The sequence below is a fragment of the Catenulispora sp. EB89 genome (assembly GCF_041261445.1).
Taxonomy (GTDB): domain Bacteria; phylum Actinomycetota; class Actinomycetes; order Streptomycetales; family Catenulisporaceae; genus Catenulispora.
This window is the reverse complement of sequence record NZ_JBGCCU010000051.1, coordinates 1-26,934: the sequence shown is the minus strand read 5'-3', so window position 1 is coordinate 26,934 and position 26,934 is coordinate 1. Positions and strand designations below refer to the sequence as shown.

At 71.6% G+C, this 26,934-nt stretch carries 15 protein-coding genes; 9 read left to right on the top strand and 6 right to left on the bottom strand.

The features are described from left to right. The first annotated feature begins 293 nt into the window (after positions 1 to 293). The 5 genes from ABH920_RS49380 (at position 294) to ABH920_RS49360 (ending at position 12,987) form a co-directional block, all read left to right on the top strand. The gene (locus tag ABH920_RS49380) at positions 294 to 1,178 is read left to right on the top strand and encodes a DUF4132 domain-containing protein (RefSeq protein WP_370356735.1); all 885 of its coding nucleotides are present in this window, start codon (positions 294 to 296) and stop codon (positions 1,176 to 1,178) included. Continuing rightward, positions 1,175 to 6,178, top strand: coding sequence for a DNA-binding protein (locus ABH920_RS49375; RefSeq protein WP_370356733.1), 5,004 nt, complete (start codon positions 1,175 to 1,177; stop codon positions 6,176 to 6,178). The genes ABH920_RS49380 and ABH920_RS49375 overlap by 4 nt, the downstream gene beginning before the upstream one ends. 79 nt (positions 6,179 to 6,257) lie before the next feature. Further along, the gene (locus ABH920_RS49370) at positions 6,258 to 7,418 is read left to right on the top strand and encodes an AAA family ATPase (RefSeq protein WP_370356731.1); all 1,161 of its coding nucleotides are present in this window, start codon (positions 6,258 to 6,260) and stop codon (positions 7,416 to 7,418) included. Continuing rightward, positions 7,415 to 11,074: a DUF5682 family protein gene (locus tag ABH920_RS49365; RefSeq protein WP_370356729.1), complete on the top strand. Its 3,660-nt coding sequence runs from the start codon at positions 7,415 to 7,417 to the stop codon at positions 11,072 to 11,074. The genes ABH920_RS49370 and ABH920_RS49365 overlap by 4 nt, the downstream gene beginning before the upstream one ends. Beyond that, positions 11,071 to 12,987 (top strand): SWIM zinc finger family protein, encoded by a 1,917-nt coding sequence (locus tag ABH920_RS49360; RefSeq protein ID WP_370356727.1) that lies wholly within the window; start codon positions 11,071 to 11,073, stop codon positions 12,985 to 12,987. The genes ABH920_RS49365 and ABH920_RS49360 overlap by 4 nt, the downstream gene beginning before the upstream one ends. Before the next feature lie 206 nt (positions 12,988 to 13,193). Here the strand turns inward: ABH920_RS49360 and ABH920_RS49355 are convergent, their stop codons facing one another. Then, the gene (locus ABH920_RS49355) at positions 13,194 to 14,414 is read right to left on the bottom strand and encodes a hypothetical protein (protein ID WP_370356725.1); all 1,221 of its coding nucleotides are present in this window, start codon (positions 14,412 to 14,414) and stop codon (positions 13,194 to 13,196) included. A gap of 278 nt (positions 14,415 to 14,692) precedes the next feature. Here ABH920_RS49355 and ABH920_RS49350 point away from each other — a divergent pair, with 278 nt between their 5' ends. After that, a complete protein-coding gene (locus ABH920_RS49350; RefSeq protein WP_370356722.1) occupies positions 14,693 to 15,445 on the top strand; it encodes a G1 family glutamic endopeptidase in 753 nt (250 codons plus the stop codon). Positions 15,446 to 15,510: 65 nt separating this feature from the next. On the opposite strand, the gene ABH920_RS49345 is transcribed toward ABH920_RS49350, so the two are convergent. The 5 genes from ABH920_RS49345 to ABH920_RS49325 form a co-directional block, all read right to left on the bottom strand. Further along, positions 15,511 to 16,791 (bottom strand): MFS transporter, encoded by a 1,281-nt coding sequence (locus ABH920_RS49345; RefSeq protein ID WP_370356720.1) that lies wholly within the window; start codon positions 16,789 to 16,791, stop codon positions 15,511 to 15,513. A gap of 294 nt (positions 16,792 to 17,085) precedes the next feature. Beyond that, positions 17,086 to 18,486 carry a TfuA-like protein gene (locus ABH920_RS49340; RefSeq protein WP_370356718.1) on the bottom strand — a complete coding sequence of 467 codons (1,401 nt, stop codon included), beginning with the start codon at positions 18,484 to 18,486 and terminating at the stop codon, positions 17,086 to 17,088. Next, positions 18,483 to 19,652: a YcaO-like family protein gene (locus ABH920_RS49335; RefSeq protein ID WP_370356716.1), complete on the bottom strand. Its 1,170-nt coding sequence runs from the start codon at positions 19,650 to 19,652 to the stop codon at positions 18,483 to 18,485. Before ABH920_RS49335 ends, ABH920_RS49340 begins: the two co-directional genes overlap by 4 nt. 2 nt (positions 19,653 to 19,654) lie before the next feature. Beyond that, positions 19,655 to 19,816, bottom strand: coding sequence for a hypothetical protein (locus ABH920_RS49330; protein ID WP_370356714.1), 162 nt, complete (start codon positions 19,814 to 19,816; stop codon positions 19,655 to 19,657). Positions 19,817 to 20,183: 367 nt separating this feature from the next. After that, entirely contained in the window at positions 20,184 to 20,429 is a 246-nt protein-coding gene (locus ABH920_RS49325) for a hypothetical protein (RefSeq protein WP_370356712.1), read from the bottom strand. A 1,311-nt stretch (positions 20,430 to 21,740) separates the two neighbouring features. On the opposite strand from ABH920_RS49325, the gene ABH920_RS49320 reads away from it, so the two are divergent. The 3 genes from ABH920_RS49320 (at position 21,741) to ABH920_RS49310 (ending at position 26,454) form a co-directional block, all read left to right on the top strand. Next, on the top strand, positions 21,741 to 23,975 hold the full coding sequence (locus ABH920_RS49320) for a chitosanase (protein WP_370356710.1): 2,235 nt from the start codon (positions 21,741 to 21,743) through the stop codon (positions 23,973 to 23,975). Between the two features lie 92 nt (positions 23,976 to 24,067). Continuing rightward, entirely contained in the window at positions 24,068 to 25,417 is a 1,350-nt protein-coding gene (locus ABH920_RS49315; protein WP_370356708.1) for an MFS transporter, read from the top strand. 218 nt (positions 25,418 to 25,635) lie between these two features. Beyond that, positions 25,636 to 26,454, top strand: coding sequence for a TolB family protein (locus tag ABH920_RS49310; protein ID WP_370356706.1), 819 nt, complete (start codon positions 25,636 to 25,638; stop codon positions 26,452 to 26,454). Positions 26,455 to 26,934 lie beyond the last annotated feature (480 nt).

Genomic DNA, 26,934 nt, shown 5'->3' with positions numbered 1-26,934 from the left:
CGCACAACCGCCGGCCGCCAACGCATCCCCAGGCACACCACCGAACTGCGCCACCCAGCGGATCCTTCTTAAAACCCTGCGAAGCCGTCAAAAAAGCCCTTGACTGTCAACCCACCAACAAACCGCACCCGCCACCAGCACCCACACATAGGTCAGCAGCGCCGTTTTTTCGGCCCTGGTGACCGGCCCACCCGCGCCCACCTCCCGTTTTGCTCTCTGTCGGTGCCGACTGACAGCGTGTCCGCCATCGGCACGGGGATGCGGATGGCGGAACCAAGTAAGGGGTGGGCCCGATGGCATGGTTGGCCGCGGGACAGGGATATGAGATAGCGCTGGTCCAGGGGCGTGTGGCCGCGCGGGCCACGGCGGGCCGCAGCGCCGGCCGGCAGCTGAAGACGCTGCCGAAGGCGCTCCGGGACGATCCGGAAGTGGACCGGCTGCGGCGCCTGGCCGAATGGCTGGACCGGCACGCCGCGGGCTGCGTGGCGCAGGTCGACGCGTGGATGGTCTCCTCGCTGCCGGTGCCCACCGCGCTGGTGGCGCGGGTGTGGCCGGACGAGGCGTGGCAGACGGCGCTGCGGGACCTGGTCGTCGTCGGCGACGACCCGGACGAGGCGGGCTTCCTGCGCGGCGTCACCGAGGACGGCGGGTTGCGCGTGGTGAACCTGGATGGTGAGACGGTGCGGCTCAGCCCGCGGACCGTCACGCTGCCGCACCCGGTGCTGCTGCCGGACCTGGACGACCTGCGGGAGTTCGCCGCCGAGCTCGGGGTCGAGCAGCGCGTCGAGCAGATCTACCGGGCGACCTGGCGCAAGCCGGAGGACTCCGCGCAGGACGACGCGGCCCAGGCCGCGGCGGCGCGCGTCACCGAGTTCGCCGGCGGCCGCTTCCCCTCCCGCTTCATCCTCGCCGCCCGCGCGACCTCGCTGGGCTACCGGGTCAGCGGCGGCTACGCGAACTGCCGGGTGCGCGACGGCGGCCGCACGGTCGAGGCCTCGATGTGGATCGGCGAGCCCTACTGGGACGAGGACAGCGAGACCGGCGCGCTCACCTGGCACGCCGAGGAGGGCGGCGCCCTGAGACAGTCCGAGGTGGGCCCGGTGGCCTGGTCGGAGGGGATGCGGATGGCTGCGGCGCTCTACGCGGGCCGCGTGATCGAGGAAGGCAAGGACGCGTGAGCGGCTCGCAGCACACGAATCAGGACACGACCATCGAAAACAGCGCCCTGACCCCCGAGGACGCGGCGAGCCTCCTGGCCGCCGGCGCGATCCTCCCGCCCGGCACCGCCGTCGCCTCGGAGCGCGCCGTGTCCCTGACCGCGCGGACCTACCGGCATCCCGGCCTGGACGACCGCGTCGTGGTCCGCCTCACCCCGGGCGTCCTGGGCGCGGCCGAGGACGCCGCAGCCGGATTCCTCGGCCTGGCGCCCGACGGCGAGCCCGCCGAGGTGGGCCTGGGCCTGCGGGCCTCGCTCGGCTTCCCGGAATGGGTGCTGGTGCACCACCCGGAGGACGGGCACCAGGCTCTGGCGCTGCTCCCGGAGCTGGAGCGCGCCGGGAAGCAGGCGAAGTCCCGCCCGAAGGCGGCGCTCCAGGCCTACCAGGGCATCGCCGACCGGCTCGGCGCCGCGCTGCCGCACTTCCTGCCGACGTACTACGAGCAGGTCGGCCGGGTGTTCCTGGCCGCGGAGAGCGTCACCTTCGCCTCGCAGATGTTCACCAAGGCCCGCCGCGCCGAATCCGCGCACGGCCTGGAGCTGGACGAGGACCGGCTCGACGAGGTCTTCCTGGAGTTCGCGCTGGCCGGCGCGCTGCCGGCCAAGGCTCTGGTCGAGTATGGCAAGGCCCTGTCGGCGCGGGTGTCTCCCGCCGAGGCCCTGGAACGCTACGTCAGCCTGTGCTCGCGGCGCACCGCCGGCGGCCTGACCCCCTCGGCCCAGCTGGCCGCCGAGCTGCGCCGGCTGGCGAAGGCCTCGGGCGCGGACGCGGCGGCCGTCGAGCGCGAGTACCTGGCCGGCCTGCTCACCCTGCCCGCGACGCTGCGCGCGCCGGAGGGCTGGTGGAAGAGCCACCGCGCGGCGATCGTCGCGCTGGTGCGCGAGGACGAGCAGATCCGGCGGGCGCTGCTGAACGCCATGCCGAGCGCCGACGACGCCGGTCTGCCCGGTCTGTGGCTGGCCGTCCTCACCGAGAGCGGCGCGATCGCAGGGCTCTACGACGAGGCGCCGGCCGAGGCGGTACGCCCCGAGGACGGCGCCGCCGGCTGGCTGCGGCGGTTCCAGTCGATGCGCTCCGGTTGGCGCGCGCGGGGGCGGATGCCCGAGCTCTACTCCTTGGTCGAACGCTGCCAGGGACGGTTGCGCGACGAGCTGGACGCGGCCGGCGGAACGCTGGATCCGCAGGGCGACCTGGATCTGCTGGATCTGCTGCTGGCGCTCAAGGTGCCGGTCGCCGACCCGGTCGAGCACCTGTCGCTGCCGCTGGAGGCCTGGGGAGCCGGCGACGGCCAGCGCGACCTGGTCGCACTCGTTGCCGACGGCCGCTTCGTCGCGGCGTTCGCCCGGGGCACGCAGTCCTTCGGCACCGACGAATCCACCCGCCGCGCCATCAAGAAGCTGATAGCCGCGCCGGGCGGCCGGGTGCTGCTGACCGACTGGGTCGCGGCGGTCGCCGGCGAGTTCGCGGCTACCGGCCTGCCCGCGCTGCCGGCCGCGATGACCCGGCTGGGCTGGCTGCCCGGCGAGGCGCTGGCGCTGGCTGAGGAGCAGGTGCGGGCCGCGGTCCGGACCGACCTGGCCCCGGTGCTGGCGCGCACGCTGCGCGCCGGGCTCCTGGACGAGTTCGGCTGGCCGGCGTGGGAGCAGGCGGTCGCCGAGCTGGCCTCGACCAAGAACGTCGAGGACCTGATCGTCGCCGACGCCTGGCCGTACCTGATCGTCGGCGGTCCCACGCAGGTCCGGGTGCTCGGCGCGGACGGCCCGGTCCTGACGCACGACCTGCGTATCCCGGCCAACGACGCCTACGACAACCCCGGATACCACTACGTCGACGGCGAACTCCTGGTCCTGTGGTCCTCCCGGGCCCTGGACGGCCGGCTGCGCGGCTACTGGCACCACTCGCCGGACCGGCTGTTCGCGGTCGAGCGCTCCGAGCCCGAGCGCAGCCGCGACGCCCGCAGCCTGCGGATGTACTACTACGGCCCGGGCCGGCTGCGGCGGAGCCTGCCGCTGCCGGGCGGCGGCCGGACCACCGGCAACGCGCCGCTGCGGCCCGGCGACTCCGCGGTGCCGACGGACCTGGAGATCATGAGCGACGGAGTGTCGTACTGGGTCTGGACCTGGGACGGCGCGAACCACGAGACGGCGGCCTGGTACGAGTACGACCCGGCGACCGGCCAGACCGGCCGCAGGTCGGCGCCCGCGTTCGTGGCCGACGCGCTGAAGAGCGCGCCGTCCGGCTCGGAGCTCCTCGGCGGCCAGGTCGTCCCCGCGGTCCTCGACCAGGCGGGCCCGACCGTGCGGCCGGTCGACGGGCTCCTCGGGTTCCGCATCATCAAGCTGCCGGACGGCTCGCTGCGTGGCGAGGACTTGTCCGGCGTGACCGTGACCGCCCCGGCCGGGACCGCGGGCATCAGCGGCGCGATCGTGTTCCCCGGCGACGAGGCCGGGCGGGCGCTGGTCGGCAGCGGCAGCTACGAGATCAGCGTGCTGGACGCCGAAGGCGTTCTGGTCGCGCAGGCCAAGACCGACGGCAAGCCGGGCCCCTACGTCAAGGGCACCGTGCTCCTGCCGCCGGCCTCCTACTGGCGCTACCTGCGCCCGCGCGAGGAGCAGGCTTCGCTGGCGCTGCGCGGGATCGACCGCGACACCGCCGCCGCGCTGCTGGCCGCCGGGGCCGACATCGCGGCGCCGACACCGGAGCAGGCCAAGGCCGCCCGGCTCGCCCGGATCCGCGAACTGCTCCCGCGGGTGACCGACGAGGCGCTGCTCAAGGGCGTCGCCGGGATCGTGCGCCACGCCGCGAAGCAGCAGAGCAAACTGGACCAGGTCGCCGAGCGGCTGGAGCAGACGCTGCAGGGCGGACCGGGGGAGTCAGGGCTCGAAGACGCCGGCCCGAAGGACGACGCCGTCACCGCCGCTCTCGGCGGCCTGGTGAATCAGGGCTATTACTCGTGGCGGCGGGAGACCGAACCGGGCCTGTTCGCCGTGTTGCGGATGCTGGCCAAGGAGCTGCGGGACCCGCCGCGGCGGGCCCGGCCGGTGCGGGTCCATGTCGACGGACCGGTCCTGCCGAGCACCCAGCTGTGGGAGGCCGCGATCGCCGCCGCGCCCGCGGCCGCGCTGCGCTCCGTCTCGCCCTTCACAGAGCCCGGACACCGGGACACGCTGCGCAGCCTGCTGACCGAGCTGGAAGCGCTGGGGCTGGCCGAGCCCGCCGAGCAGTCCACCTGGCGGCGGTTCGCCGGCCACGTGCTGCGATCGGAGCTGAGGGCCCCCGACCACCGGGACTCCTGGCTCGGCCTGCTGCCCCTGGACGGCGGCGGCTGCGCGGCGTTCCTGGACTACAGCTGGGACTCTCCGCACTTCGAGTTCAGCGGCCTGATCCACGATCCGGCCGGCCGCTTCGAGCCGCCCGCGCTGCCCGCGCCCTACCGGGTGACCTCGCTGACCTCGCTGGCCCCTGTGGCCCCGTCGGGGACCGATCGGCGGCCCGGCTGGCTGGGCGCCTTCCTCACCGAGGCGGCCGCGCACGAGGACGTCGCGCCCTGGTTCGCGACCGCCGCCGAGGAGTTCGCCGCGCTCACCGGCGTCACCCCGACCACCGCCAAGCTGGTGGTCGCCGGACTGCCGCGGTTCAACCGGCAGGAGCGGGGCTTCCTGCCCCGCGAGGTGTGCACGGCGCTCGGCGTGACCTCCACCGAGGCGGCCGTCGCCCGGGACCGTCTGACGGCGCTGGGCCTGCCCATCGCGATCGAACTGGTCTCGGCGCTGCTCCCGGCGGACCCGGCCACCCTGTGGACGCAGGGCCCTGATGTCGCCGCCGCGGCCGAGGTGTGGAACCGGTCGGTCGGCAGGCAGGTCTCGGTGCCGGAGGCGCTGAGCGCCGAGGCCCGGCGCGCGGTACGCACCGACTGGGACGTCCTGGACGCGCTGCCGGCGCTGCTCGACCCTGCCTCCTCCCGCCGGCTGAGCGTCGACCTGACGTGGCGGATCACCGGCGACCGGGCCCGTCCCACCGACGACAAGGCCGTCGGCTTCGACGCGACGGCCCTGGCCGGCGCGGTGTCGCTGGCCGCCTGGCTGGCGCACCGGCTCCCGGCCGGCGACCCGGTGCGCTCGGCGCTGCCGACCGCGTTCGCGGCGATGCGCGAGCGCCTGGCGAACCCGGAGCTGATGCTCGACCTGCGCCGGTTCGTCGGACTGGAGGAGTTCCGCAAGACCGCCGGCGCGCCGACGGAGGTCGGCCAGGGCTTCGAGCGGTACGGCGCGGTCGTCATGGCCACCCACGACAGCCAGCCGGCGCCGGCGCTGAAGGTGCCGCTGCTGGACGCGGCGGGTACGGACCCTTACATACCGGCTCTGCGCGGCGAGGCCCAGCAGCCGTTCCCGGCCGAGGTCGCGCTGCGGCTGGCCCGCGACCCGCGCTTCGCCGCGCTGCTCGCCGACCCGGGCGACCCGGCCGCCGGGACCCGCGACGCCGACGGCACCTGGTCCCCGCAGGACCCGACGCGCTCGGTGCCGGAGCTCGTGACCGAGGCCGCGAAGGAACTCGGCGCGGGCGAGGACGCCGCCGCGGTGTACCTGATGCTGCTGGCGATGCCGGACCCGACCGACCGGAACACCGCGCGCTGGACCGGATGGAAGCCGGCCCGGCTCAAGGCGGCGCGCGCCGAGCTGGCCCGGACCGAGGCGGTGGTCGAGGCCGCGCGGGCGCGCGCGGGCCGGACGCTGTTCCTGCCCGGCGGGTGGGTGGACATCCGGTCCCCGCACACCCCGATGGAGGCGTGGAAGCTGCCGTTCTTCGAGGGCTTGCTGCACGACCGGGGCGCCGTCCTCGGCGTGCTGGTGCCGGCCGAGCCCGCCGCCGACCTGTACCGCAGGGCCTGGCAGCGGTTGCAGGACGGGGACGCGCCGCGGTTCGAGGAGCTGAAGACCGCGCGCCGGGGACGGCGCCGGTGAGCTCTCCCTTCGACGTCGCAGAACCCTTCCGCGGCAGTTTTCGCAATCTCCTGACACAGATGACAAGGCAGGATCGTCCATGACCACCACAGCCCAGGCCCCGGACACCCCGACGGCCCAGCTGCTGCCCGCCGAACAGCGCCACGCGGCCGAGCTCGCCTTCCTCGCCGCCCATGACACCGGGGCCCGGCCGCCCGGCTGGCGGCTCACGCCGCGCGCCGTCGTCACCTTCCTGTGCGGCAGCGACGGCGAGGCGCTGAAGCTCGCCAAGGCGCAGCCGGACGTACCAGACAAGCTGGTCATCGTCCGCAAGTTCGTCGGCGAGCGGGCCCTGGTCGAGCGCTGCGTCGTGACCCTGGCCGGGGAGCGCGGCCTGCTCCTGGTCGGCGAGCCCGGCACCGCCAAGTCCATGCTCTCCGAGCTGCTGGCGGCGGCGGTCTGCGGCACCAGCCGGCTGACCGTGCAGGGCACCGCGGGCACCACCGAGGACGCCTTCCGCTACGGCTGGAACTACGCGCTGCTGCTCGCCCAGGGCCCGACGCCGCAAGCCCTGGTCGACTCACCGGTCCTGGCCGCGATGCGCTCCGGGCGCGTGGCGCGGGTCGAGGAGATCACCCGCTGCCTGCCGGAGGTCCAGGACGCGCTGGTCTCGATCCTGTCCGACCGGCACATGAGCGTCCCGGAGCTGACCGGGACGCCGGAGGGCTCGGTACCGGCGGTCCCCGGCTTCACCGTGATCGCCACGGCCAACCTGCGGGACCGGGGCGTCTCGGAGATGTCCGCCGCCCTCAAGCGCCGCTTCAACTTCGAGACCATCGACCCGATCGCCGACGCGGACGCCGAGACCGAGCTGGTCCGCCGCCAGGCGCGCGCCTCGGTCCAGCGCGCCGGCGCCGCCTACGCCGTCGACGACGCGGTCCTGGAGGTGCTGGTCACGGCGTTCCGCGACCTGCGCACCGGCCGCTCGTCGGAGGGCTGGGACGTGGAGCGGCCGGGCACGGTGATGTCCACAGCGGAGGCGGTGCAGGTGACCGCGGCGCTGGGCATCGCGTCGGCCTACCTACTGGGCGGCGACATCCTGGACCTGCTGCCGGGCCACCTGCTCGGCGTGGTGCGCAAGGATGACCCGCAGGACCACGCGCGCCTGCTGGGGTACTGGGACGGCCCGGTCCGTCGGCGGGCCGAGCAGGGGTCGGCGACGTGGCGGCGGCTGTGGGATCTGCGGGAGACCTTGCGGTGACGGCGGTGTCAGAGGCGATATCAGCTGGCGGCTACGCGCTGGCCGGTGCTGATCCGCGCGACGCGGTCGCCGAGCTCGCGCAGAGCTCGGCACCGTACGTGATCGGAGTGCGCCACCACAGCCCGGCGCTCGCCGCGGTGGTCCCGGCCCTGCTCGACGCGGCGGACGCCCAGGTGGTGTGTATCGAGCTGCCGACGGACTTCCAGACCTGGCTGCCGCACCTCGCCGACGCGGACACGATCGCACCGGTGGCCCTCGCCGGCGCAGGCGCGGACGGCTACCTCGGCTTCTACCCCTTCGCCGACTTCTCGCCCGAACTCGCCGCGATCCGCTGGGCCCGCGCGCGTGGACGCGAAGTAGTGGCCTGCGACCTGCCGCTGGGCGACCCCGGCTGGTCCGCAGGCGCCGAGACAACGAGGTCGGGCAGCGCGTTCGCGGACGCACTGCGCGACTCCGGCTCCGGCCGCGAAGGCGACGACTACTGGGACCGCGCAGTAGAGGTACTGGCCCCGGGCTGCGCCCCGGAAGCGGTCCGCCGCGCGGCGCTCGGAGTCGGCTGGGCCCTGCGAACGGACAGCGGCGCCGGCGTGTCGGCGACCGACCTGGCGCGCGAGGCGCATATGCGCAGCGTGATCTCGCAGGCCGCCAAGGACGGACGGCGCGTGGCGGCGGTGGTCGGAGCGTTCCACGCGCCGGCGCTGGTCGGACCGGCGGGCGATGCTGCTGGTGCGGGCTCCGGCTCCGGCTCGGATTCGGGCTCTGGTTCGAGCTCGGCGGCGGCCGGTGCTTCGGCTTCGGGCTCGGTGGCGGCAGGGGCCGCTGGTTCTGGATCTGGTTCAAGCGCAGCAGCATCGCCGTCGACCGCAGCCGCGACCTCGACCACCTCCCTCGTCCCCTACGCCTTCGACCTCCTCGACGCGCGCTCCGGCTACCCGGCCGGCATTCGCGACCCGCGCTGGCAGCAGTCCGTCTTCGCCGCCGGCGGCGATCCGGAGTCGATCCAGCTGGCCGCCGCGCGCGCGATCACTGATGTCTGCCGCGAGTTGCGTGCCGCCGGGCACACGGCCGGGACCGGGGAGGCGGCCGAGGCGCTGCGTCTGGCTGGCGATCTGGCCCGGCTGCGTGCTCTTCCGGCGCCGGGGCGGGGCGAGATTCTTGAGGCTGTGAACACGGTGCTCGGCCAGGGCGAGTTGCTGGGGCGCGGCCGGGCTCTGGCGCGTGCGCTGGACACCGTGCTCGTCGGGACCGTGCGGGGCCGGGTTGCTCCGGGCACGCCGCGTTCCGGGCTCGGGCCGTCGGTCGAGGCCGAGTTGGCCGGGTTGCGGCTGCCGGATCCGGAGGAGCCCGCGCCGCGCGAGGTTCGGCTGGATCCGTTGCGCTCGGAGCTCGACGGCCGGCGCGAAGTTTTGCTTCAGCGGTTGCTGGTCTGCGGGGCCGGCTACGGCGAGCCGGTCGAGGTGACCGGGACCGGCGACGGGACGGCGCTCACCTCCCGGTGGCGCCTGGCCTGGACGCCGGGGGTGCCGGTGCGGCTGGACCTCGCCGGGGTGCGCGGGGTCACCGCGGCCCAGGCCGCCGCCGGGACGCTGCGCGAGCGCTTCCGCCGGCAGGCCGAGGACGGCGGCGCCACGTGCGCGGACATCCTGGACGGCCTGCGCGCCGCAGCGTCCTGCGACCTGCCGGACCTGGTCCGGGCCCGGCTGGACGACGCCGCCGGGACGCTGCCCGGCCAGGCCGCGTTGCCGGAGCTGCTGGCCGCGCTGGACCTGCTCGAAGCGCTGGTCGAGGGCCACCTGCCCGGGACCGGCGACGCCGAGCGCGAGCAGGCTGCGACGCTGTCCGGGACGCTGCTCGAAGCCGCCGTCCGCGCCCTGCCGGGCCTGGCCGGCAGCGACGACCCGGCCGACGCCGCCGCCCTGGTCGCGCTGGCCGACCGCGCCGCCGAGCGGCACCTCGGGCTGCGGCTGGCCGACGCCCTGGACACCCTGGCGCGCTCCGGTTCGCCGCTGATCCAGGGCGCGGTCGCGGCGGCGCGGGTGCTGCTCGGCCTGGACGGCGCCGAGGAGGTCGGGACCCGGGTCGGCGGCTGGGTCGATGCCGCCGCGCATCCTGAGGGCCGACAGCGTTTGGCGCGCCACCTCGCGGGTCTGCTCACCGCCGCCGCACCGCTGCTCCAAGCGGCGCCGCAGGCCCTGGACCCGCTGCTGGAACGGGTCGACACCCTGTCCGACCGCGATTTCCTCGACCGGCTCCCGGCCCTGCGCGGCGGCTTCGACACCCTCTCGCCGGCCGCGCGTGGCAGGGTCCTGACAACCGTCGCCGAGCGCCTCGGCGACCGGCCGGACGTCACCCTGGCGGACGATCCGGCGCTGCTCGCGCTGTGGACCGCCGCCGACACCGAGGCCTTCGAGGCGGTCCGCGCACTCGGCGTGGTCCTCCCCGACGCTGCAGACGCCGCAGAACACTCGGAATCCGCGCCCCAAGCGGAATCCCAACCGCGCGCCTCGAGCGACAAGCACCGCATCCCTCCCGCCGAACGTTGGCGCCTGCTGCTCGGACGCCGCCCGGATCAGTTGTCGGCGAACTCGCGCCGCTACGCCCGCGCTCTCGATGAGCTCTACGGGACCGGCCGTGGAGAAGGCTCCCAGGGCCTGGAGAGTTGGACCGGCGACGGCTCGGGCGACGGTTCGGGCGGCGGACGCGAGACCGCCTTCCCGACCGCCCGCGAATGGGCCGACGAGCTGAACGCGCTGTTCGGCGCCGACGTCCGCGAGGAAGTCCTCGGCCGGGCCGCCGCGGCCGGGCGTACCGACGTGCTCGACCAGCTCGACCCGTCATCCGTCCGGCCGTCCGTCGAGCTGCTGACGAACATCCTGTCGCTGGCCGGCGGACTGCCCGAGCAGAAGCTGGCCAAGCTGCGCCCGCTGGTCCGGCGGCTGGTCGCGGAGCTCACCCGGGAGCTCGCCACCCGGCTGCGCCCGACGCTGACCGGCCTGGCCACGCCGCGGCCGACCCGCCGCCCCGGCGGCCCGCTCGACCTGTCCCGCACCGTGCGGGCCAACCTCGGCACGGCGCGGCGGCTGGACGACGGCAGAACCCTGATCGTCCCCGAGCGTCCGGTCTTCGGCACCCGCGCCCGGCGCGCCGCGGACTGGCGGCTGATCCTGGTCGTGGACGTCTCCGGCTCGATGGAGGCCTCGGTGGTGTGGTCGGCGCTGACCGCCGCGGTCCTGGGCGGCGTGCCGGCGCTGTCCACGCACTTCCTGGCGTTCTCGACCGAGGTCGTGGACCTGACCGACCGCGTCCCCGACCCGCTGGCCCTGCTGCTGGAGGTCCGCGTCGGCGGCGGCACGCACATCGCCGCCGGGCTGCGGCACGCGCGCTCGCTGGTGACGGTGCCGAGCCGGACCATCGTCGCGGTGGTCAGCGACTTCGAGGAGGGGTACCCGGTCGGCGGCCTGCTCGGCGAGGTCCGCTCGCTGGCGGCCTCCGGGGTGCACCTGATCGGCTGCGCGGCGCTCGACGACACCGGGCTGGCCCGGTACTCGGTGCCGATCGCGCAACAACTGGTCGCCGCCGGGATGCCGGTGGCGGCGCTCAGTCCGCTCGCCCTGGCCCGGTGGGTCGGCGAGCGTGTTCGGGGGGAGGCCCGATGAGTCTGCCACCGGTGGCGCCGGAGGTCACGGCGGCCGCGGTCGAGAGCCTGACGTCGCGGCTGCTGAAGAAGCTCGACGCGGCGGTCGCGCAGTACGGCGCGGCGGAGGCCGTGGCCGACGGGGACGTGATGCGGGTGCGGTGCGGCGAGGACGCCGTGGTCACGCTCGCCCCGGACGCTTCGGGCGTCGTCGCGCTGGACGAGCAGGCTACGTGCACGTGCCTGCTGGCGCCGAAGTGTCTGCATCGGGCTGCCGTGCTCACGGCGTGTCCGGTCGCTGATTCGCAGGGTGCGAGCGGCCTTTCGGGGGACGCGGACGGCGTGCCGGTCGCCGAACCGGTCGAGGGCGCGCTGGCCGCCGGGGCCGCCAAATCCGCGAAATCCGCCGAAGCCTCCGAGGCCTCCGAGGCCGCGCAGCCGATCGCCCCCGGCGACGTCCAGCCGGTCGCACCGGGCGACGCTCAGGTGTCCGCAGCCGCGGCACTGTGGTCCGCGGCGGCCTCGATCCTGGCCGCCGGGATCCCCGCCGCAGGCGCGGTACCGCAGGCCGAACTGCTCCGTGCCGCGCACACCGCGCGCCTGGCGGGTCTGCACCGGCCGGAAGCCGCCGCGCTCCGCGTCGTCCGCGACCTGCGCGCGGCCCGGTCCCAGAGCGACGCGCACCGGCTCGCCGATCTCGTCGCCGACCTGCGAGAACTCCTGCTCACCGCAGGTCTTTTGGCGGCCGCCAACCCGGATCCCGATCTGATCGGGACGGCACGCCGGGCCTACGAGCCCGGCGGGAGCCTGCGGGTCCACGGCGTGTGCCGGGAGCCGGTCCTCAGCGCGACCGGCTACGGCGGCGTGGCGACCCACGTCCTGGCCGAGGACGGGCACTGGTTCACGGTCTCGGACGTGAAGCCGGGCGGCGCGGCGCGGGCCCGGGGCGCGGCCACGGCCCCGGTCGCGATCGGCGCGACGGCCCTGGACCACGGCCAGCTGTCCCGGGGCGGGCTGCTGATCGCCGGGGCCACGGTCTCGGCGGACGGCCGGCTCGGCGCGGGCAAGGGCGTGCGCGCCACCCCGTTGACCGGGCGGGGATGGTCCGGCGGGCCGCTGTCGGCGCTGTTCGCCAAGCCGCTCGCCGCGACGGTGCGTGCGCAGCTCGCCGGCGTTCCGGGTGCCGGCGGGGACGCCGAGCAGCAGGGTGCTGACTTGATCGGCTGCGAGGTCGTGGTCGTCGGCGCGTCCGGGGACGGTTTGCTGGTGCTGGCGGACGACGAAGGCGACGGTGCGCCGGGCCCGCTGATCCGTCTCGTCGCCGCGCACGCACACCCCGACTTCGCGCACACCGAGAATCTGCGTCGCCTCGCCGCACATCCCGGTCTGCGCATCCGGGTCGTCGGCCGCCTGGACCCGGACCGTACGGCGACGCTGCGACCGCTCGCGGTCGGCCCCGTTCCGGACACCGAGGCGACCATCGCGACGCTTCGGCTGCCGGAGTCCTGGCAGGGGCATGCGGACCTCGGCTACGACCGCTTGCAGAGCGCGCACTTCCCGCCGCCGCCCGGCGACGGACCGGGACCCGGACCCGGGTCGGCCGTCCCGGAACCGCCCGACCTGGTCGCGGACTCACCGCTGTGGCGGCTCCGGCACATCGTGGAGCTGGCGGTCTCCGGCGGACGCCGCACCGTCGCAGAGTTCGCACGAACGTCGGCGCCGCACGTCGCACACCTGCGCCAGTCGGGTCTGAACGCCGCCGCGGACCGCGTCGCGGCGCTCGCCGCCGAGGCGGACCGCCGGAACCGCGACGTCTTCGGCCGCCTGACCGACCCGGACCCCGGCCGCTACGCCCAGGCCTGGCTGGCCGCGGGGCTGCACCTGGCGGCCACGGAGCGGGCACTGGTGCGGGCTTCGTGGGAGCAGAGCGGGTGAAGGCGCTGTGGCGGCGCCGGCTTTCGACAGTCGGCGCCGCCACAGCGATCTGCATGAGCGTGGCCTGCGACTCGTGCCGCACGGCCGGTCTCGGTCGGCTCAGTCGGCCGGGTCGGGTGGGCTGCCTCGGTCGCCTCGGTCGGTCGTAGCCGCCTCGGTCGGTCTTAGCCGGCGCGGTCGGTCTTAGCCGGCTCCGTCGGCCTCGGTCAGAACGCCTCGTCCGGAGGAAGGCGAACCTGCCCCGTGCGCTGCGCGGGCACCGTCGTCCGCGGGTGAATCGTCTGGCTCGCCTTCGCCAAACCCTCCTCCAACGTGCGACCGCGCAGCGCGTCGAGCACGACCCCCAGCGGGGTGGCGGCCGCGGCCAGCGCGGGAGTCGCGGTCCGTGACGCCCGCCGCACCAGCTCCTGCGCGGCGTCGACGAGGTCCGCGCTGATCAGCTCGCCGGAGTCCGAGGCGGCCCGGGCCTTCTCCAGCAGGCTCCAGCTCTCCCGGGCCAACGCAGGATCCTGATCGAGCAGCCCGGCGAGCTCGGCGGCATGCCGCTCCAGCGTCTCGGCCAGCCACTGGCCGCTGCGGGTCCGGGCCACCTTGATGTCGCGCAGGTGCCGCATGTGCTTGGTCGTGGCTGGGGCCTCCGCTCCGAGCCGGGCGCGGGCCAGGTGGTTGACGGCGCAGTCGACCGGCTGGCCGAGGGTCTGCGTGACGGTCGACCCGGAGGCCGGGCTCACGTCGCTGTAGACGGCGTTCGACGTCTCCGCGGTCCCGCCGCCCCATTCGCCGCACGCGGCGCCCGGGCCGCCGTTCTGCACGAACAGGGTGCCGGGCGAGACCGAGTAGTAGATGATCCCGCGGCTGGCCGTCAGGCCGCTGGTGAACGTGCAGTTCGACCCGCCCCCGGGACCGACGAGGTCCAGCTCGAACGCGACGATCGGATACTGCGCGCGTTCCGGGAAGTCGAACGTGGCGCTGGAGACGTTGTCGTCGGGATCGGTGTAGCTGAACGTCGCACCCGTCACGTTGGCGTGGCCGTCGGTCGTCAGCGAGATCTGGAGCGTGGACTCGCGGGGGATCTTGTTGCCGGGCACGGAGCCGAACGACGTGAGGTAGTAGTCGTTCGGCAGCACCGGAAGCCACGGGGTGGTTCCCGGGTCCGGCACGTAGCCCTGCGGCCAGGTCGATCCCGCGGCCCAGTACTGGATCTCGTACCAGATCTGGTCGTTCAGCACGTAGATGATGTACTGGAAGATCTCCAGCGTCTGGCCCTGGCTCAGCTGGCCCGCCGGGGGATAGGCGTTCAGCTGGAACGAGAAGCCACTGCCGTCGGTGGTCTCGAGGTCTTCGGTCACCTCCAACAGCACCGAGGTGTTCAGGAGCGGTTCGCACTCGGCGTACAGGACGGCGTTGTTGTTGCTTTGGTAGGTCATGGTGGTGACCCCCTTCGGCCGCGTTCACGGGAAGAACCGGACCCTTCCATTTAAGGAAGGCCGACGGTCCCCGGGTGTCCTGCCTCGGGTTTTCCCCGGCGGGGCTGTGCCCGAGTGTTTCCCCTGTTCAGGGCGTATTCGGTGACCGGCGCTCGGCGACAGCCTCTGCCCGGTATGCCTTGACAGGGTTCGAACACGCTTCTATTTTCCGAGAAATCGGATGATGTCCGACGTATGCGAACCCGCGCTGCCACCCACCGCCCCCTGGAAGGACCACTATGGCAATACCCGGATACCGGGTCGGCCTGGCCTGTCTGGCCGCCGCCGGCTCGGTGGCGCTCGCCGTGACCCTGGCCGACCCCGCCTTGGCCGCCGCCGCGTCTCCTGCCGCGTCCCCCGCCGCGCACTCAAGCTTCCCCCACTACGACCACGCCCGGCACTCGGACCAGATCTGGGGCGGGTACGCGGACACCGGCGCGCGCTTCACCTCGATCAGCGGTTCCTGGACGGTGCCGACGCTCAACTGCTCAGCGGTCCCGAACAGCTCGGTCTCGCCGTGGATCGGCATCGACGGCTACGACTCCGACACGGTCGAGCAGATCGGCTTCGACCAGGACTGCGAGAACGGGGTGGCCGGCTACTACCCGTGGGTCGAGATGTACCCGGCGGACTCCATCTACTTCACCGATACCGTCAAGGCCGGCGACACCATCACCGCTTCGGTGTCGGTGAGCGGCAGCTCGTGGACCCTGACCGAGAAGGACACCACCCGCGGCTGGTCGAAGACGTTCCACGAGACCGGCAGCGACCAGCTCTCCTCGGCCGAGGCGATCGTCGAGGACCTGGGCAACGGCATCGGGCCGGTGGCCCCCTTCGGCTCGGTGACCTTCACCGGCCTCACCGCCGACGGCAAGCCCCTGGCGAGCGCCGGCACGGTCAACTCGACCAACATCGAGCGCGGCAACACACCGCTGACGAAGAACTCGTCGCTGTCCGGCGGCACGTTCAAGCTGAGCTGGCTGCATTCCTGATCCCCTTCGGTCGCCGAAGCGGCGTCGTGCCGCCGAACGTCCGGGAGCATCAGAGCATCCGAGAATCAGTGGGCTGATGCTCCCGGGCCGCGTCCGTCAGCCGTACGGCGCCACGGCAGGAACACGCCGCTCACCAAGCAGATCATCGCCGCGATGAAGAGTGCTTCCCGCACGCCGAGCAGGGTGGCGAGCCAGCCGCCGAGCGCGATGAACAACGGGGTGATGGACTTGTTGCTCACCGACCAGGCGGTGGTCACCCGCGCCATCAGCTCCTTCGGTGTCTCGCGCATCCGGTAGGAGGCGAACACGGGGTTGAAGACGCCTGCGAGGAAGAGGAGCACCGAATCCGCGCCGATCACCGTGAGCAGGCCCGGAACGCCGACCGGCGCGAAGGCGATGGGGAGCAGACACGGTCCGCGCAACGCGCCGACGAGGACGAGCACGCGGTTCGTCCCGAACCGTTCGGTGACGCGGCCGGCGAGGACCGAGCCGAGCAGCCCGGCCGCGCACGGCGCGCCGAGCGCGATGCCGTATTCGAGCGCGGACAGGTGCAGGTCGTCGAGCATGAGGACGGCCACGAGCGGTGACGTCATGCGGTTCGCGCCGGCGAAGAACATCGCGTTGATGTACAGGCCGCGGAGCGTCCGGTGGGCGAAGATATGGCGCAGACCGGCGGAGACCCGGGCGAGCATCTTCTCCCGGCCGGTGTCCGCCGCCGGCATCTCGATAGCTCCGTGCTCGCCGACGAAGCGCCGGGTCAGCAGCACGGCCGCGACCGCGAAGCTCAGCGCGTCCACCGCCGTGGAACTCGCCACGCCGACAACCGTGATCAGCAAGCCGCCGATCGCGGGCCCGACCGTCGAGGTCGTCCAGTCGACGGAGGACAGTTTGGCGTTGACCCCCAGTTGGCTGTGCTCGGCGATCGCCTGTTTGAACAGCGAGGTCAGCGCCGAGCTGTAGAGGATCGAGCAGACGGTGACGATCATCAGGACGACGCAGAGCTGCGCGTAGCTCAGTGCGCCGACCGCGAACGCCGCGAGGACGGACACGAGCGCGGCGAAGCTCAGGGTCTCGGTCACCCGCAACACGCGCTGTTTGGGCTGCCGCTCGATGAACGGCCCGAGCGGCAGCGTGATCACGGCGGTGGCGGCGAACGCGAAGGCCGTCATGACGGACACCGAACCCGCCGACTTGTGCAGCCGCTCGATGGCGATCAGCGGGATCGCCCCGGTGCTGACCGCGCTCCCGAGGCTACTGATCACATAGGCGGCCCACAGCACCCGCAGTTGTCTGGCGCCGATCGAGTCCTCGGCCGTCAGCTCCCGGGGTACAGCGTTCTCGAGCACGATGATCCGATCTCCTCGACACGGTCGTGAATGCCGGGGTCTGCCTCGCACCCGATTGCGTCACCACGCGCTCGTCCACCTCTATGTCAGCTTCCTTACTCACCCTATCGCCCGATCTGTCGCCTCCGCCGGGCGCCTCCGCGGCGGCTCCGGCATCGGCCCCGGCATCGGCCGCGACAATCGTTGCCGCCGCGACGGGAGCCCCTGGTAGCTCCACGAGCAGCGCTCGCCGGCCTGCGTCCTCCAGCACGGTGACCATCGGTGCTGTCTGATTCAGGTGCGCGACGTGTGTCTTCATACGGCCGCCCCGCCGGGGTGTGCACCAGCCAGGTCCTTGAGATGGGCGGCGAGGAAGGGCCGTGCCGCGTGTATCGCGTCGGGGATGTCGGCGAATCCGCGGTCGCGGGCCGCGGCGAGTGTGGTCGACCGCTGGGCCCCGGGGTACGCCTCGGCGGGCAACCGCCAGCGGAGCCGCAAGTACCCTTCGATCGTTTCGTCCTTCAGATCGCGCAGCGTCAGGCCGCGCGACGTGATGACGTTGGGAAGCACCGCTGCGAGCGACGCGCGCGCACGATCGATGCCCTCCGGCGCGAGTATCCTGCCGGCGAGGAACGAGTGCGTGCGCCACGGAAGCAGCGCCGCCGCAGGTTCCATGCGGCTGGAACGGACGAGTATCCGGATCGCCTGCTCCCGCGGTGCGAGCTCGTCGCGTTCGCCGGGGCTGAGCCAGAAGGCTGCCGCGGCCTGCGCGTCCGCGTCCGCTTCCACATCGATCGCCAGTCCGCGTTCGCCGGCGATGGCCAACGCCTGCCGCTCGAGGGCGGCGACCGGGGGCGTGAACGGGTCGTCCCGGCGGCACATCGATGCCAGGACGATCCGCCGCCACAGCAGGGGAAACGAGTGGTCGTTCAAGCGGTGGTAGTCGATGACGCTCCCGAATCCGACGCTGTCCGGGTCGGCATCGTCCGCCGGACTGAATTCGGCGCACCAGCGCTGAAGGTGGCTGCTGGCCCAGGCTTCGCGCGGTACGGGCAGCTCGGCTGGTCCGAATGCGAGTTCCGTCCGGCGCAGTGCGGTGATCGCGTCCGCCTGTTTGACGTCGCCGCGATCCGCACGGCTTTGCATGGCGGCCCTGAGACTGTCGAGAGCTGTGCCTAGACCGATCGCTGTCGTCTCGGCGACCATGCGGGCCCACGTCCGGTCGACGTAGGGGATGGCGCGTACGAGCCGGAGCAGATCATCGCAGACCGCCGGTGCCAGCAGCCCGTCCGTGTGGGCGCGGTCGAGGGCGACACGGAGGTTGATCAACGGCTCGGTCAGCGGCCGATGGCTTCCGTCGGGGGCGTGTGCGACGGCGACCTCGTCGTCGGCGTTGATGCGGCCGTCCCGAAGCATCTCGTAGACGGTGCCGACGCCTCGCATCCCGTAGCGGTCCAGTTCCGCGGCACGCAACGCGCCCATGCTCGCGGCACCGACGATGCCTACTCCCCGGTCCAGAAAGTGCAGGATCTCCTTGTGCCGGATCGGAAGCGCCTGGTGGTAGACGCCGTCGATGATGATCACGGTGTCGCCCGATCGTGGGCCCAGGCGGAAGAGGTCGCCGTGGGCGATGGGCGGATGGAAAAGTACTGATTTGCTGATGAGCCGGGCTGCGCTGCGGGCCATCGTGGGGCCCAGGAAGCAATGGGTCGTCATCGGCCCGCCCCGGTCAAGCGCGGCAGAGTGTGATCCCCTTCGAAACCGGTGCCCGGTGCGATGATCTTCACGAAGGCGAGGTCGCCGAGGTCGGAGGAGAGATCGACCAGCATCGGTTCGTACCCGTGCACCGTCGCCGCGGCCTGCGCCAGCCGGTCCAGGTCCGCCTCGAACGTGTCCGCCGGGGGCGGCCAGGACACGGAATCCCAGTGCTGCCGAGCGGCGTCCGCCGGAGCCTGGATGCGGCGTCGGTGGCCCCTGTAGAGATCGGCGTCCAGGTCGTCGCGACTGCCGGCGATCACCGTGAGCCGGCTCTGCGCGGCTTCCGTGATGGCACGGCACAACGCGATGGACGCGTCAGGGTGGGTGCCCGAGCCGGATCCGAGCACCGGCATGTCCTCACTCCAGATGTGGGTGATGAAGGTGGGCACGTCATACGGATTGGGGATGGCCGCGGCCTCCCACCAAACCCCGGCCTCGTCCAGGCGGCTGGAAAGGACCGACACCGCTTCGTCCTGGACCAGGCTCAAGTCCAGTGGTACGGCGGTGAGGCGATCTGCGCGGTAGCCGGCGAGAACATCTCTCTCGATCACCTCGCACAGCGCATGCAACGCCGCCTCGCCGACGTAGTTGCCGGATGCCAGGCCGTTGCTGGACGCCCGCAGTCCGGGCGCCTCCCAGGAGGACAGGCTGCGGGTCTCCATCGCGACGGCCTGTCGTGGAACCAGATGCTCCCGGCCCGTGACCATTCCCCGGGCGGGCATCCAGTCGAGCTCGGTCGCATCCGTGACCAGGCTGCCGGGGTGGTGCTGCAGATCCGCGATGTCGTAGGCGAGTGCGACCTCTGATACCCGAGCGGCGTACTGCGCGGCCGGGCACCGGTACTCGGCGTGCCACATCTCCAGCGATTCCATCGCCGCGGAGACCATGGCGAGGGGGAGTGTCAGGCCTTTGCCTTGGGCGACGGACAACCGACGGCCGAGCGGCCGGACGGCCATGCAGACCGGGATACCGAGGTAGTCCAGTCCGGTGACGTCGGCGATGCGGGTGAGGCCGCTGGCGTCCCGGTAGGCCTCCAGCGCGGCGAGCGTGGCCTCCGGCGGCCGCAGTCGTTGCGTTCCGCCGAAGCGGAGCTTGGGGCCGGCGGCGATCTGTGCGACGGTCATGGTCACAGGTCGAAGTAGCAGACGGAGCCGAGGATGCCGCGCTCGCCGGAGAACTCACGGCGCCAGTGCGGCACGTTGTATCCGTCGAATCCGTTGAGCTGCCGCTTGGCGAGGTCCGCGAGCTCCTCGCTGGGGCTCTCCCGGTGTTCGGGAGCCCAGTTCATGGCGCCTTCACCTTCGCCATCACCGCTGGCCTGGGCCCGGCGTCGACAAATTTCTCGGATGTTTCCGTGTATTGATAATCGACGGCGGGTGGCATGGTCGCGTCAGTCATATGTTCCCGATTGTCCGCGTGGCGACGGCACATTCGACGAAAGACTAAATCAGTGCGCTGATTCAGGTGGGCCGGCAACCGTGACGCTAACCAACGAGGCCCGACGCAACAAGGCCGTTGTGAGATGACTCACATGTCCCTTATGGGGCTTGACTCCTTATAAAAGGCAACATGACCTGGCTCGATGCCCGCCACAGGGCGATCGCGCGAGTGGCCGGCGGGCCCACCCGAGTGCGGGCCCGCCGGTTCTCGGTCGGTCAGAAGTCCACGGCCATGTAGGCGCCGGGGCCGCCGGGGATGGTGGTGCCGCTGGAGTAGCACTGGTAGGCGCTGATCGTGTGGTTCGCGATCAGCGTCTGGCCGTAGTTGTTGCACTCGAACCAGTTCGTGAACGTCGCGTAGTCGGGGTTGTCCCAGGTGGTGGCACTCGCGGTGCCGGCGAGGGCGACCGACGCGAACAGGCCGGTCACGGCCAGCACGATCCCGATCAGGACACGCTTCATGGAGTCTTCCTTTTCGTAGGGAAGCGGTTGTGAGGAGCCGTGTTCAGAACGCGTGGATCGACTGAGTGGTTCAGACCACTGATACGGCCGGCACGGTCCGGCGGAGCTTCAAAACACAACCCTGTGACAGTGTTCACCTTTAATTGGTCAGACTGACCCCCCAGATGCCTTAGAATCATAGGCGTAACGAGATCAGATCCGATGGATCCCCAAGGAGTCAACGATGAACGCCGAAGTCCTGACCGCCCGCCTCCAGATCGCCGCCGCCCGCCGCAAGGCCGAGGCCGAGCGCCAGACGCGACCGGCAAAGGCCGACGCGAAGAAGTGACCACCCCGCCCGCCGGCCGCACGCCGACCGGGCCCGAACGCTGCGGCGCCTCGCGCATCGCCCCTGGCCGGCACTATCGGCCAGGGGCACAGCTTTTTTGGGTGGAGTGGCTGCTGTGCTGCACGGTCGGTAGGGATGAACGGCGGGCTGTGCCGCACAGCCGGTTGCGCCGAGGCGCCGGCTTGGCTGAATCGCGGGCCGTACCGCATGGCCCGTAGTGTGCGCCGCTGGTTGTGCCGCGTAGCCGCCAGGCCGAACCGCTGGCTGTGCCGCATAGCCGGTTGTGCGAACCGCAGGCTGTGTCGCACCGCAGGCTGTGCCGCGCAGACGGTTGTGCCGAAGCGCGGGTTTGGCCGAAGCGCGGGCCGTACCGCATGGCCGGTTGTGTGAACCGCTGGTTGTGCCGCGCGGCGCCGCTGGCTTCCCGAAGCGCCGGCTGTTCCGCGCGGTCGGTTGTGCCGAGGCGCCGGTTTGGCCGAACCGCGCGCCGTGCCGCGTAGCCGGTTGTGTGCACCGCTGGGCGTGCCGCGTAACCAGCTGGTCGAATCGCGGGCTGTGCCGAACTGCTGGCTTTGCTACGCAGCCGGCTGTGCGGTTGCCGCCCGCAGCCCGGGCTTGCCGGCCGCGTCGCCATCCTTGAGCGGCGGGCCGCCCCGAGTCTGGCCGTCCGCCGGGCACCATTTCTGGTAAACCTTCTTGACAAGCGCGTATAAGCGCATGTAGATATTCCTCTCAGCGGCTTGGCGTGAAAGTTCCGAACCGGACACGCTCAGAGGGAATCTGACCCGGCTGCCCGCGGCCCTATGCCGCCTTCTCGTTGCGGAAAGCGCCTGCGGCGACGTCCCGGGCGCTGCCGTTCCCCCATCGCATCGAGGGCAGCGTCCCTCAAGGAGACCGAAATGCGATCTCGGCACCCCTTCGTGCGTCCCGGGCGCACTCGTCCACCGCTGACCGTGGGCGCTCCGCCGGCTGCGGAACCTCTGTTGGCCTCGAAGAAGCGGCGCGCCCTGGTGGCCGCCGGCGCGGCGTTCGCGCTGGCGGCGCTCGGCGTGGCCTCGACCGCTGCGGCGGGACCGTCCACGGCGTCCTCGTCGTCCTCCCCGTTCTCGACATCGGCTGCGGGCCTGCCGGTGTACGACCACATCGTGCTGGTCACCGAGGAGAACAAGTACTACGACGACATCGTCGGCAGCGGCGCCGCCCCGTACATCAACTCCCTGATCACCCAGGGTGCGTCGTTCACGAACTTCCACGGCACCACGCATCCGAGCCAGGGCAACTACGTGGCCCTGTTCTCCGGCTCGCTGCACGGCGTCAACTCCGACGACTGTCCCTACAACTTCAGCGCCGACAACCTCGGCAACCAGCTGCTGACCAGCGGGCACACCTTCGTCGGCTACTCCGAGAGCCTGCCCTCGGACGGCTCGAAGGACTGCGGCGACGACGGGAGCGGCGGCTACGCCCGCAAGCACAACGGCTGGGTCGACTTCGCCGACATCCCGGCGAGCTCGAACCTGCGCTTCAGCCGCTTCCCGACGGACTACAGCCAGCTGCCCACCGTGTCGTTCGTGACCCCGAACCTCGACGACGACATGCACGACGGCACGGTCCAGGCCGGCGACACCTGGCTGCACGACCACCTCGACGGCTACGCCCAGTGGGCCAAGACGCACAACAGCCTGCTGATCGTCACCTGGGACGAGAACGACGGCGACGACTCCGACAACCAGATCGCCACCATGATCGTCGGCGCCCACGTCAAGCCGGGCGTCAGCAGTGGCACCCACTACAACCACTACTCGCTGCTGCACACCATGGAGGACGTCTACGGCCTGCCGGCGCTGGGGAGCGCGGCCACGGCGAGCGACATCTCCGGTATCTGGGACCAGGGTGGGCCCCCGCCGACGTCCCCGACCTCCCCCACCTCGCCGACATCCCCGACCTCCTCGCCGTCGGCCGGCGGCACCGACCTCGCGTTGAACCGGCCGGCCAGCGCGTCCTCTACCGAGAGTTCGTCGCTAGGAGCGGCCAACGCCTTCGACGGCAAGCTGACGACCCGGTGGGCCAGCAAGGAAGGCTCGGATCCGCAGTGGATCTCCGTCGACCTCGGCGCCGACACGGCGATCAACGAGGTCAAGCTGAGCTGGGAAGCCGCGTACGGCAAGGCCTACACGATCCAGACCTCGAACGACGACAAGACCTGGACGACCGTCTACTCCACGACCACCGGTCATGGTGGAACCGAGGACCTGACGGTCAACGGCCACGGCCGCTACGTGCGCATGTACGGCACGAAACGCGGCACGTCCTACGGCTACTCGCTCTACGAGTTCGCGGTCTATGGCCCGGCGTCGGCCCTGGCTCCTGCTGCGGCTCCGGCCGTGCCGCCGGCGAACGTGCCAGGAGGAGCCGTCCCGGCAACTCCGCAGCAGATCGGCCCGACCTTCACCTCGCCGATCCCGCCGAGCAGTTCCACCAGCGACCTGACCGATCCGCGTAAGAAGGAAGTCGCGATGGAGCTGGTATCCAGCGCGCAGAACTCGTCGCTGGACTGGAAATCGCAGTACGCGTCCATCGCGGACATCAGCGACGGCCGCGGCTACACCGCGGGAACCGCCGGATTCAGCACCGCCACCGGCACGCTGCTCGACCTGGTGAACCTCTACACCCAGCGGGTTCCGAACAACGCCCTCGCCGCCTACCTCCCGGCGCTGCGCGCGGTCAAGGGCAGCAGCTCGCACCTCGGGCTGGACCCGGGCTTCACCTCCGCCTGGCACGCCGCCGCCTTGGACCCGGCGTTCCAGCGGGCTCAGAACGATGAGATGGACCGGCTCTACTTCACGCCCGCGGTTGCCCAGGCCAAGGCGGACGGCCTGCACGCGCTGGGGGAGTTCGCCTACTTCGACGCGGTGATCGCGAACGGCTCCGGAACGGATCCGGTCAGCTTCGCCGCGATCCGCGCTGCGGCTATGAAGCAGGCTCGCACGCCCGCGCAGGGTGGTGACGAGGCGACGTACATCAACGCCTTCCTCAGCGCTCGGAAGGCCGCGATGCATTCTGCGGCCGCGGGTGACGGCGCCGGCGGGATCGATGCCAGCCGTATCGACACCAGCCGCATCGACACCGAACAGCAGGTCTTCCTCGCCAAGGGCAATCTCAACCTGAACGCGCCTCTGACCTGGCAGACCGGCGGCGACGCGTACCACATCGCCGACTGACGCAGGCTCGCCCCTTCTTCTGGTGGGCGCATCGCTGAGGTGTGCCCACCAGAAGCCCCCGCTCGCGGCAGTCAGTCTGAGAGAGGACGGACATGTACATCTCGTCGGCGCGGGTGAAGCCCACCGATGTAGCGGCTTCGCAGGGTTCTGGGATTTCGGAGATCTCAGCGACCTCAGAGATCTCAGAGAGCTCAGACACCTCGGCGAGCGCGGTCGGTTCCGCGGCCTTCGAAGGTTCCGTACCGCCGCGTCCTCGGGCGGCCGTAGCGCCCAACGTCCTGGCTCTGGGGTCGGTCAGCCTGGTCACTGACATCTCCTCGGAGATGATCACAGCCGTCCTGCCGATGTACGTGATCTTCACCCTCGGCCTGAGCCCGCTCCAGTTCGGCGAGCTCAACGGCCTGTACTTCGGCATTACTGCCTTGGTGCGCCTGGCCGGCGGGCACGCGGCCGACCGCTGGCAGCGCCGCAAGCTCGTGGCGGGCAGCGGCTACGCGTTGTCCGCGCTGTGCAAACTGGGCTTGCTGACCGCCGGTTCCTCGGTGTCGGCGCTCGGCGTCGTCATCGCCGCGGACCGCACCGGCAAGGGGCTGCGGACCGGGCCTCGGGACGCGCTGATCTCCTTGAGCAGCACGCCGGAGACGCTCGGACGATCGTTCGGCGTGCATCGTGCGCTGGATACGGTCGGGGCGTTCCTCGGTCCGGTTGTCGCGTTCGGTTTGTTGCTGGCGAATCCGGAGCGGTATGACACGGTCTTCGTCGCGAGCTTCGGGATCGCGGCGTTCGGTGTCGTGATGCTGGCTGTGCTGGTGCGTGACCGGAACGAGGTCGTGGACCGGGAGAACCCGGTTTCCGTGGGCGCTGCGCTGCGGCTTCTGCTGCTGCCGCGGTTTCGGCGGGTCTGCATCGCCGCGGTGCTGTTGGGCGTTGTGGCGCTCAGCGATTCCTTTGTCTACTTGTTGCTGCAGCAGCGCCTTGATATCTCTGCCGAGTACTTCCCTCTGTTGCCGCTCGGCACGACGGCGTCGTACCTGCTGCTCGCCGTCCCGTTCGGGCAGCTTGCCGATCGTGTCGGGCGGATTCGGGTGTTCGTTGGTGGCTATGCCGCTCTGTTGTGCGCGTATCTGATGTTGTTCGGTCCGGTGGGCGGTGTGGTGTTGCTGCTGCCCACGCTTGTGCTGCACGGCCTGTTTTACGCCGCCACCGACGGTGTCCTGATGGCCGCTGTCGGGCCGATGCTGCCCGCGCATCTGCGGGCGAGTGGCATGGCCCTGATTCAGACCGGGCAGTCGGTGGCGCTGTTGGCGTCGTCGGTGCTCTTTGGCGCGGCGTGGGATCGGTGGGGGCTGCACACGGCGATCGCGGTGGCCGTGGTGTCTTTGGCCGCCGCGATTCTTGCGGCGCTGTGGATTCTTCCGTTGGCGAAGGAAAGCGATATATGAACACGCGTGCACGAGTGCTGATATTGACGGTCGCTGGGCTGTTGGCCGCTACGGCGATCACTGGGTATGTGGTGTACACCCGTGGTGCGGGTGCCGGTGATTCCCCGACTGGCAGCATCGATCTCGGGGCGGCTGGAGCGGCTGGAGCAGCCGGGACTGCTGGCACTGCCGGGACGATCCTGTTCCGTGACACTGCGCCGGGGCCCGACTTCGGCCATGTGGCGTCCGTTCCCGCTGCTCGGCCGGACGCCACGCCGACCGTCAGCAGCACGTTGTGCGATCGCTTCTACGCGGCCCACGACACCGCGATCTGCTTGCAGCGTGGCGGTGCGCTGCCTGCTACGTATGCCACCGTCCTGGATCACTCGCTGCATCAGGTTCGCCAGGTCAAGACCGCCGGATTCCCCAACCGCGCGCGGGTCTCCGCCAGCGGCACGATGGTGTCTTGGACGACGTTCGTCCAAGGCGACTCCTACCTGGCCGACGACTTCTCCACCCGGACATCCATCCTGGACACCAGGACCGGTCGCCTCATCGACAACGTCGAGAGCATCCCCCTCACGCTCGACGGCAAGCCGTACCACGCGGCGGACGTGAACTACTGGGGCATCACCTTCGCCGCCGACGACAACACCTTCTACGCCACGGTGCGGACCGGCGGCCGTACCTACCTCGTCCAAGGCGACTACCGCGCCTGGACCGCTCGGACGTTGCGGGAGAACGTCGAATGCCCGTCCCTGTCACCGGACGGCACCCGCATCGTGTTCAAGAAGCGCGTCAACGCCAGCGCGAACCGCCCCTGGCGCCTGTACGTCCTCGACCTGCGCACCATGCAGGAAACGCCGCTGGCGGAGGAGCACAGCGTCGACGACCAGGCGGCGTGGCTCGACGACCGCACGGTCATGTACGGGCGACCGCGACAGTCCGGCGGCGAGTGGGATGTCTGGGCCGTGGCTGCGGATGGCGGGGGAGAACCGCGTGTTCTGATTCATGACGCTAGTTCGCCGGCGTCTGTTGGTGGTGATGTCGGGCTCTGAGGTTCGATCAGTATCAGTATCGGCGCGCGGGCATTCCCCGATGTGGGTTTCGGCGGTGTGTGTGGTGCGGTTGGGGTGTGGTTTACAGGCGATTTTTACGGCTTCGCCTAAGGTTTGGTGACCTCGCTGGGGGACGCAGTTCGGTTGAGCGCCACAAGTTGCGCTGGCGGCCGCCGGTTTTCGTGTGCAAGACCGCGCAGTAGTTCAGGTCTCTGCTGTGGTGCGTTGGCGGCTGGCGGTTTTCGCGGGCAAGAGCGCGCGGCGGTCGAGCTTGAGTGCGGCGCTTTGGCGGCGGGCGGTTTTCGCGTGCACGACCACGCGGCGGTTCAGGTCTCTGCGGCGGTGTGCTGGCGGCCAGCGGTTTTCGCGGACACGACCACGCGTGGGTCCGAGTCACTGCGCACACGTCATGTTGGCGGCTGGCGGCCGCGTTTGGTGGGCGCCTCGAGGGGCGGATTTCAGTGGTCGTTGCAACGGCGG

Coding starts and splice junctions, on each gene's coding strand:
- ABH920_RS49380 (WP_370356735.1), top strand. CDS start 294: ATGGCATGGTTGGCCGCGGGACAGGGATATGAGATAGCGCTGGTCCAG.
- ABH920_RS49370 (WP_370356731.1), top strand. CDS start 6,258: ATGACCACCACAGCCCAGGCCCCGGACACCCCGACGGCCCAGCTGCTG.
- ABH920_RS49360 (WP_370356727.1), top strand. CDS start 11,071: ATGAGTCTGCCACCGGTGGCGCCGGAGGTCACGGCGGCCGCGGTCGAG.
- ABH920_RS49355 (WP_370356725.1), bottom strand. CDS start 14,414: ATGACCTACCAAAGCAACAACAACGCCGTCCTGTACGCCGAGTGCGAA.
- ABH920_RS49350 (WP_370356722.1), top strand. CDS start 14,693: ATGGCAATACCCGGATACCGGGTCGGCCTGGCCTGTCTGGCCGCCGCC.
- ABH920_RS49340 (WP_370356718.1), bottom strand. CDS start 18,486: ATGACGACCCATTGCTTCCTGGGCCCCACGATGGCCCGCAGCGCAGCC.
- ABH920_RS49335 (WP_370356716.1), bottom strand. CDS start 19,652: ATGACCGTCGCACAGATCGCCGCCGGCCCCAAGCTCCGCTTCGGCGGA.
- ABH920_RS49330 (WP_370356714.1), bottom strand. CDS start 19,816: ATGAACTGGGCTCCCGAACACCGGGAGAGCCCCAGCGAGGAGCTCGCG.
- ABH920_RS49325 (WP_370356712.1), bottom strand. CDS start 20,429: ATGAAGCGTGTCCTGATCGGGATCGTGCTGGCCGTGACCGGCCTGTTC.
- ABH920_RS49315 (WP_370356708.1), top strand. CDS start 24,068: ATGTACATCTCGTCGGCGCGGGTGAAGCCCACCGATGTAGCGGCTTCG.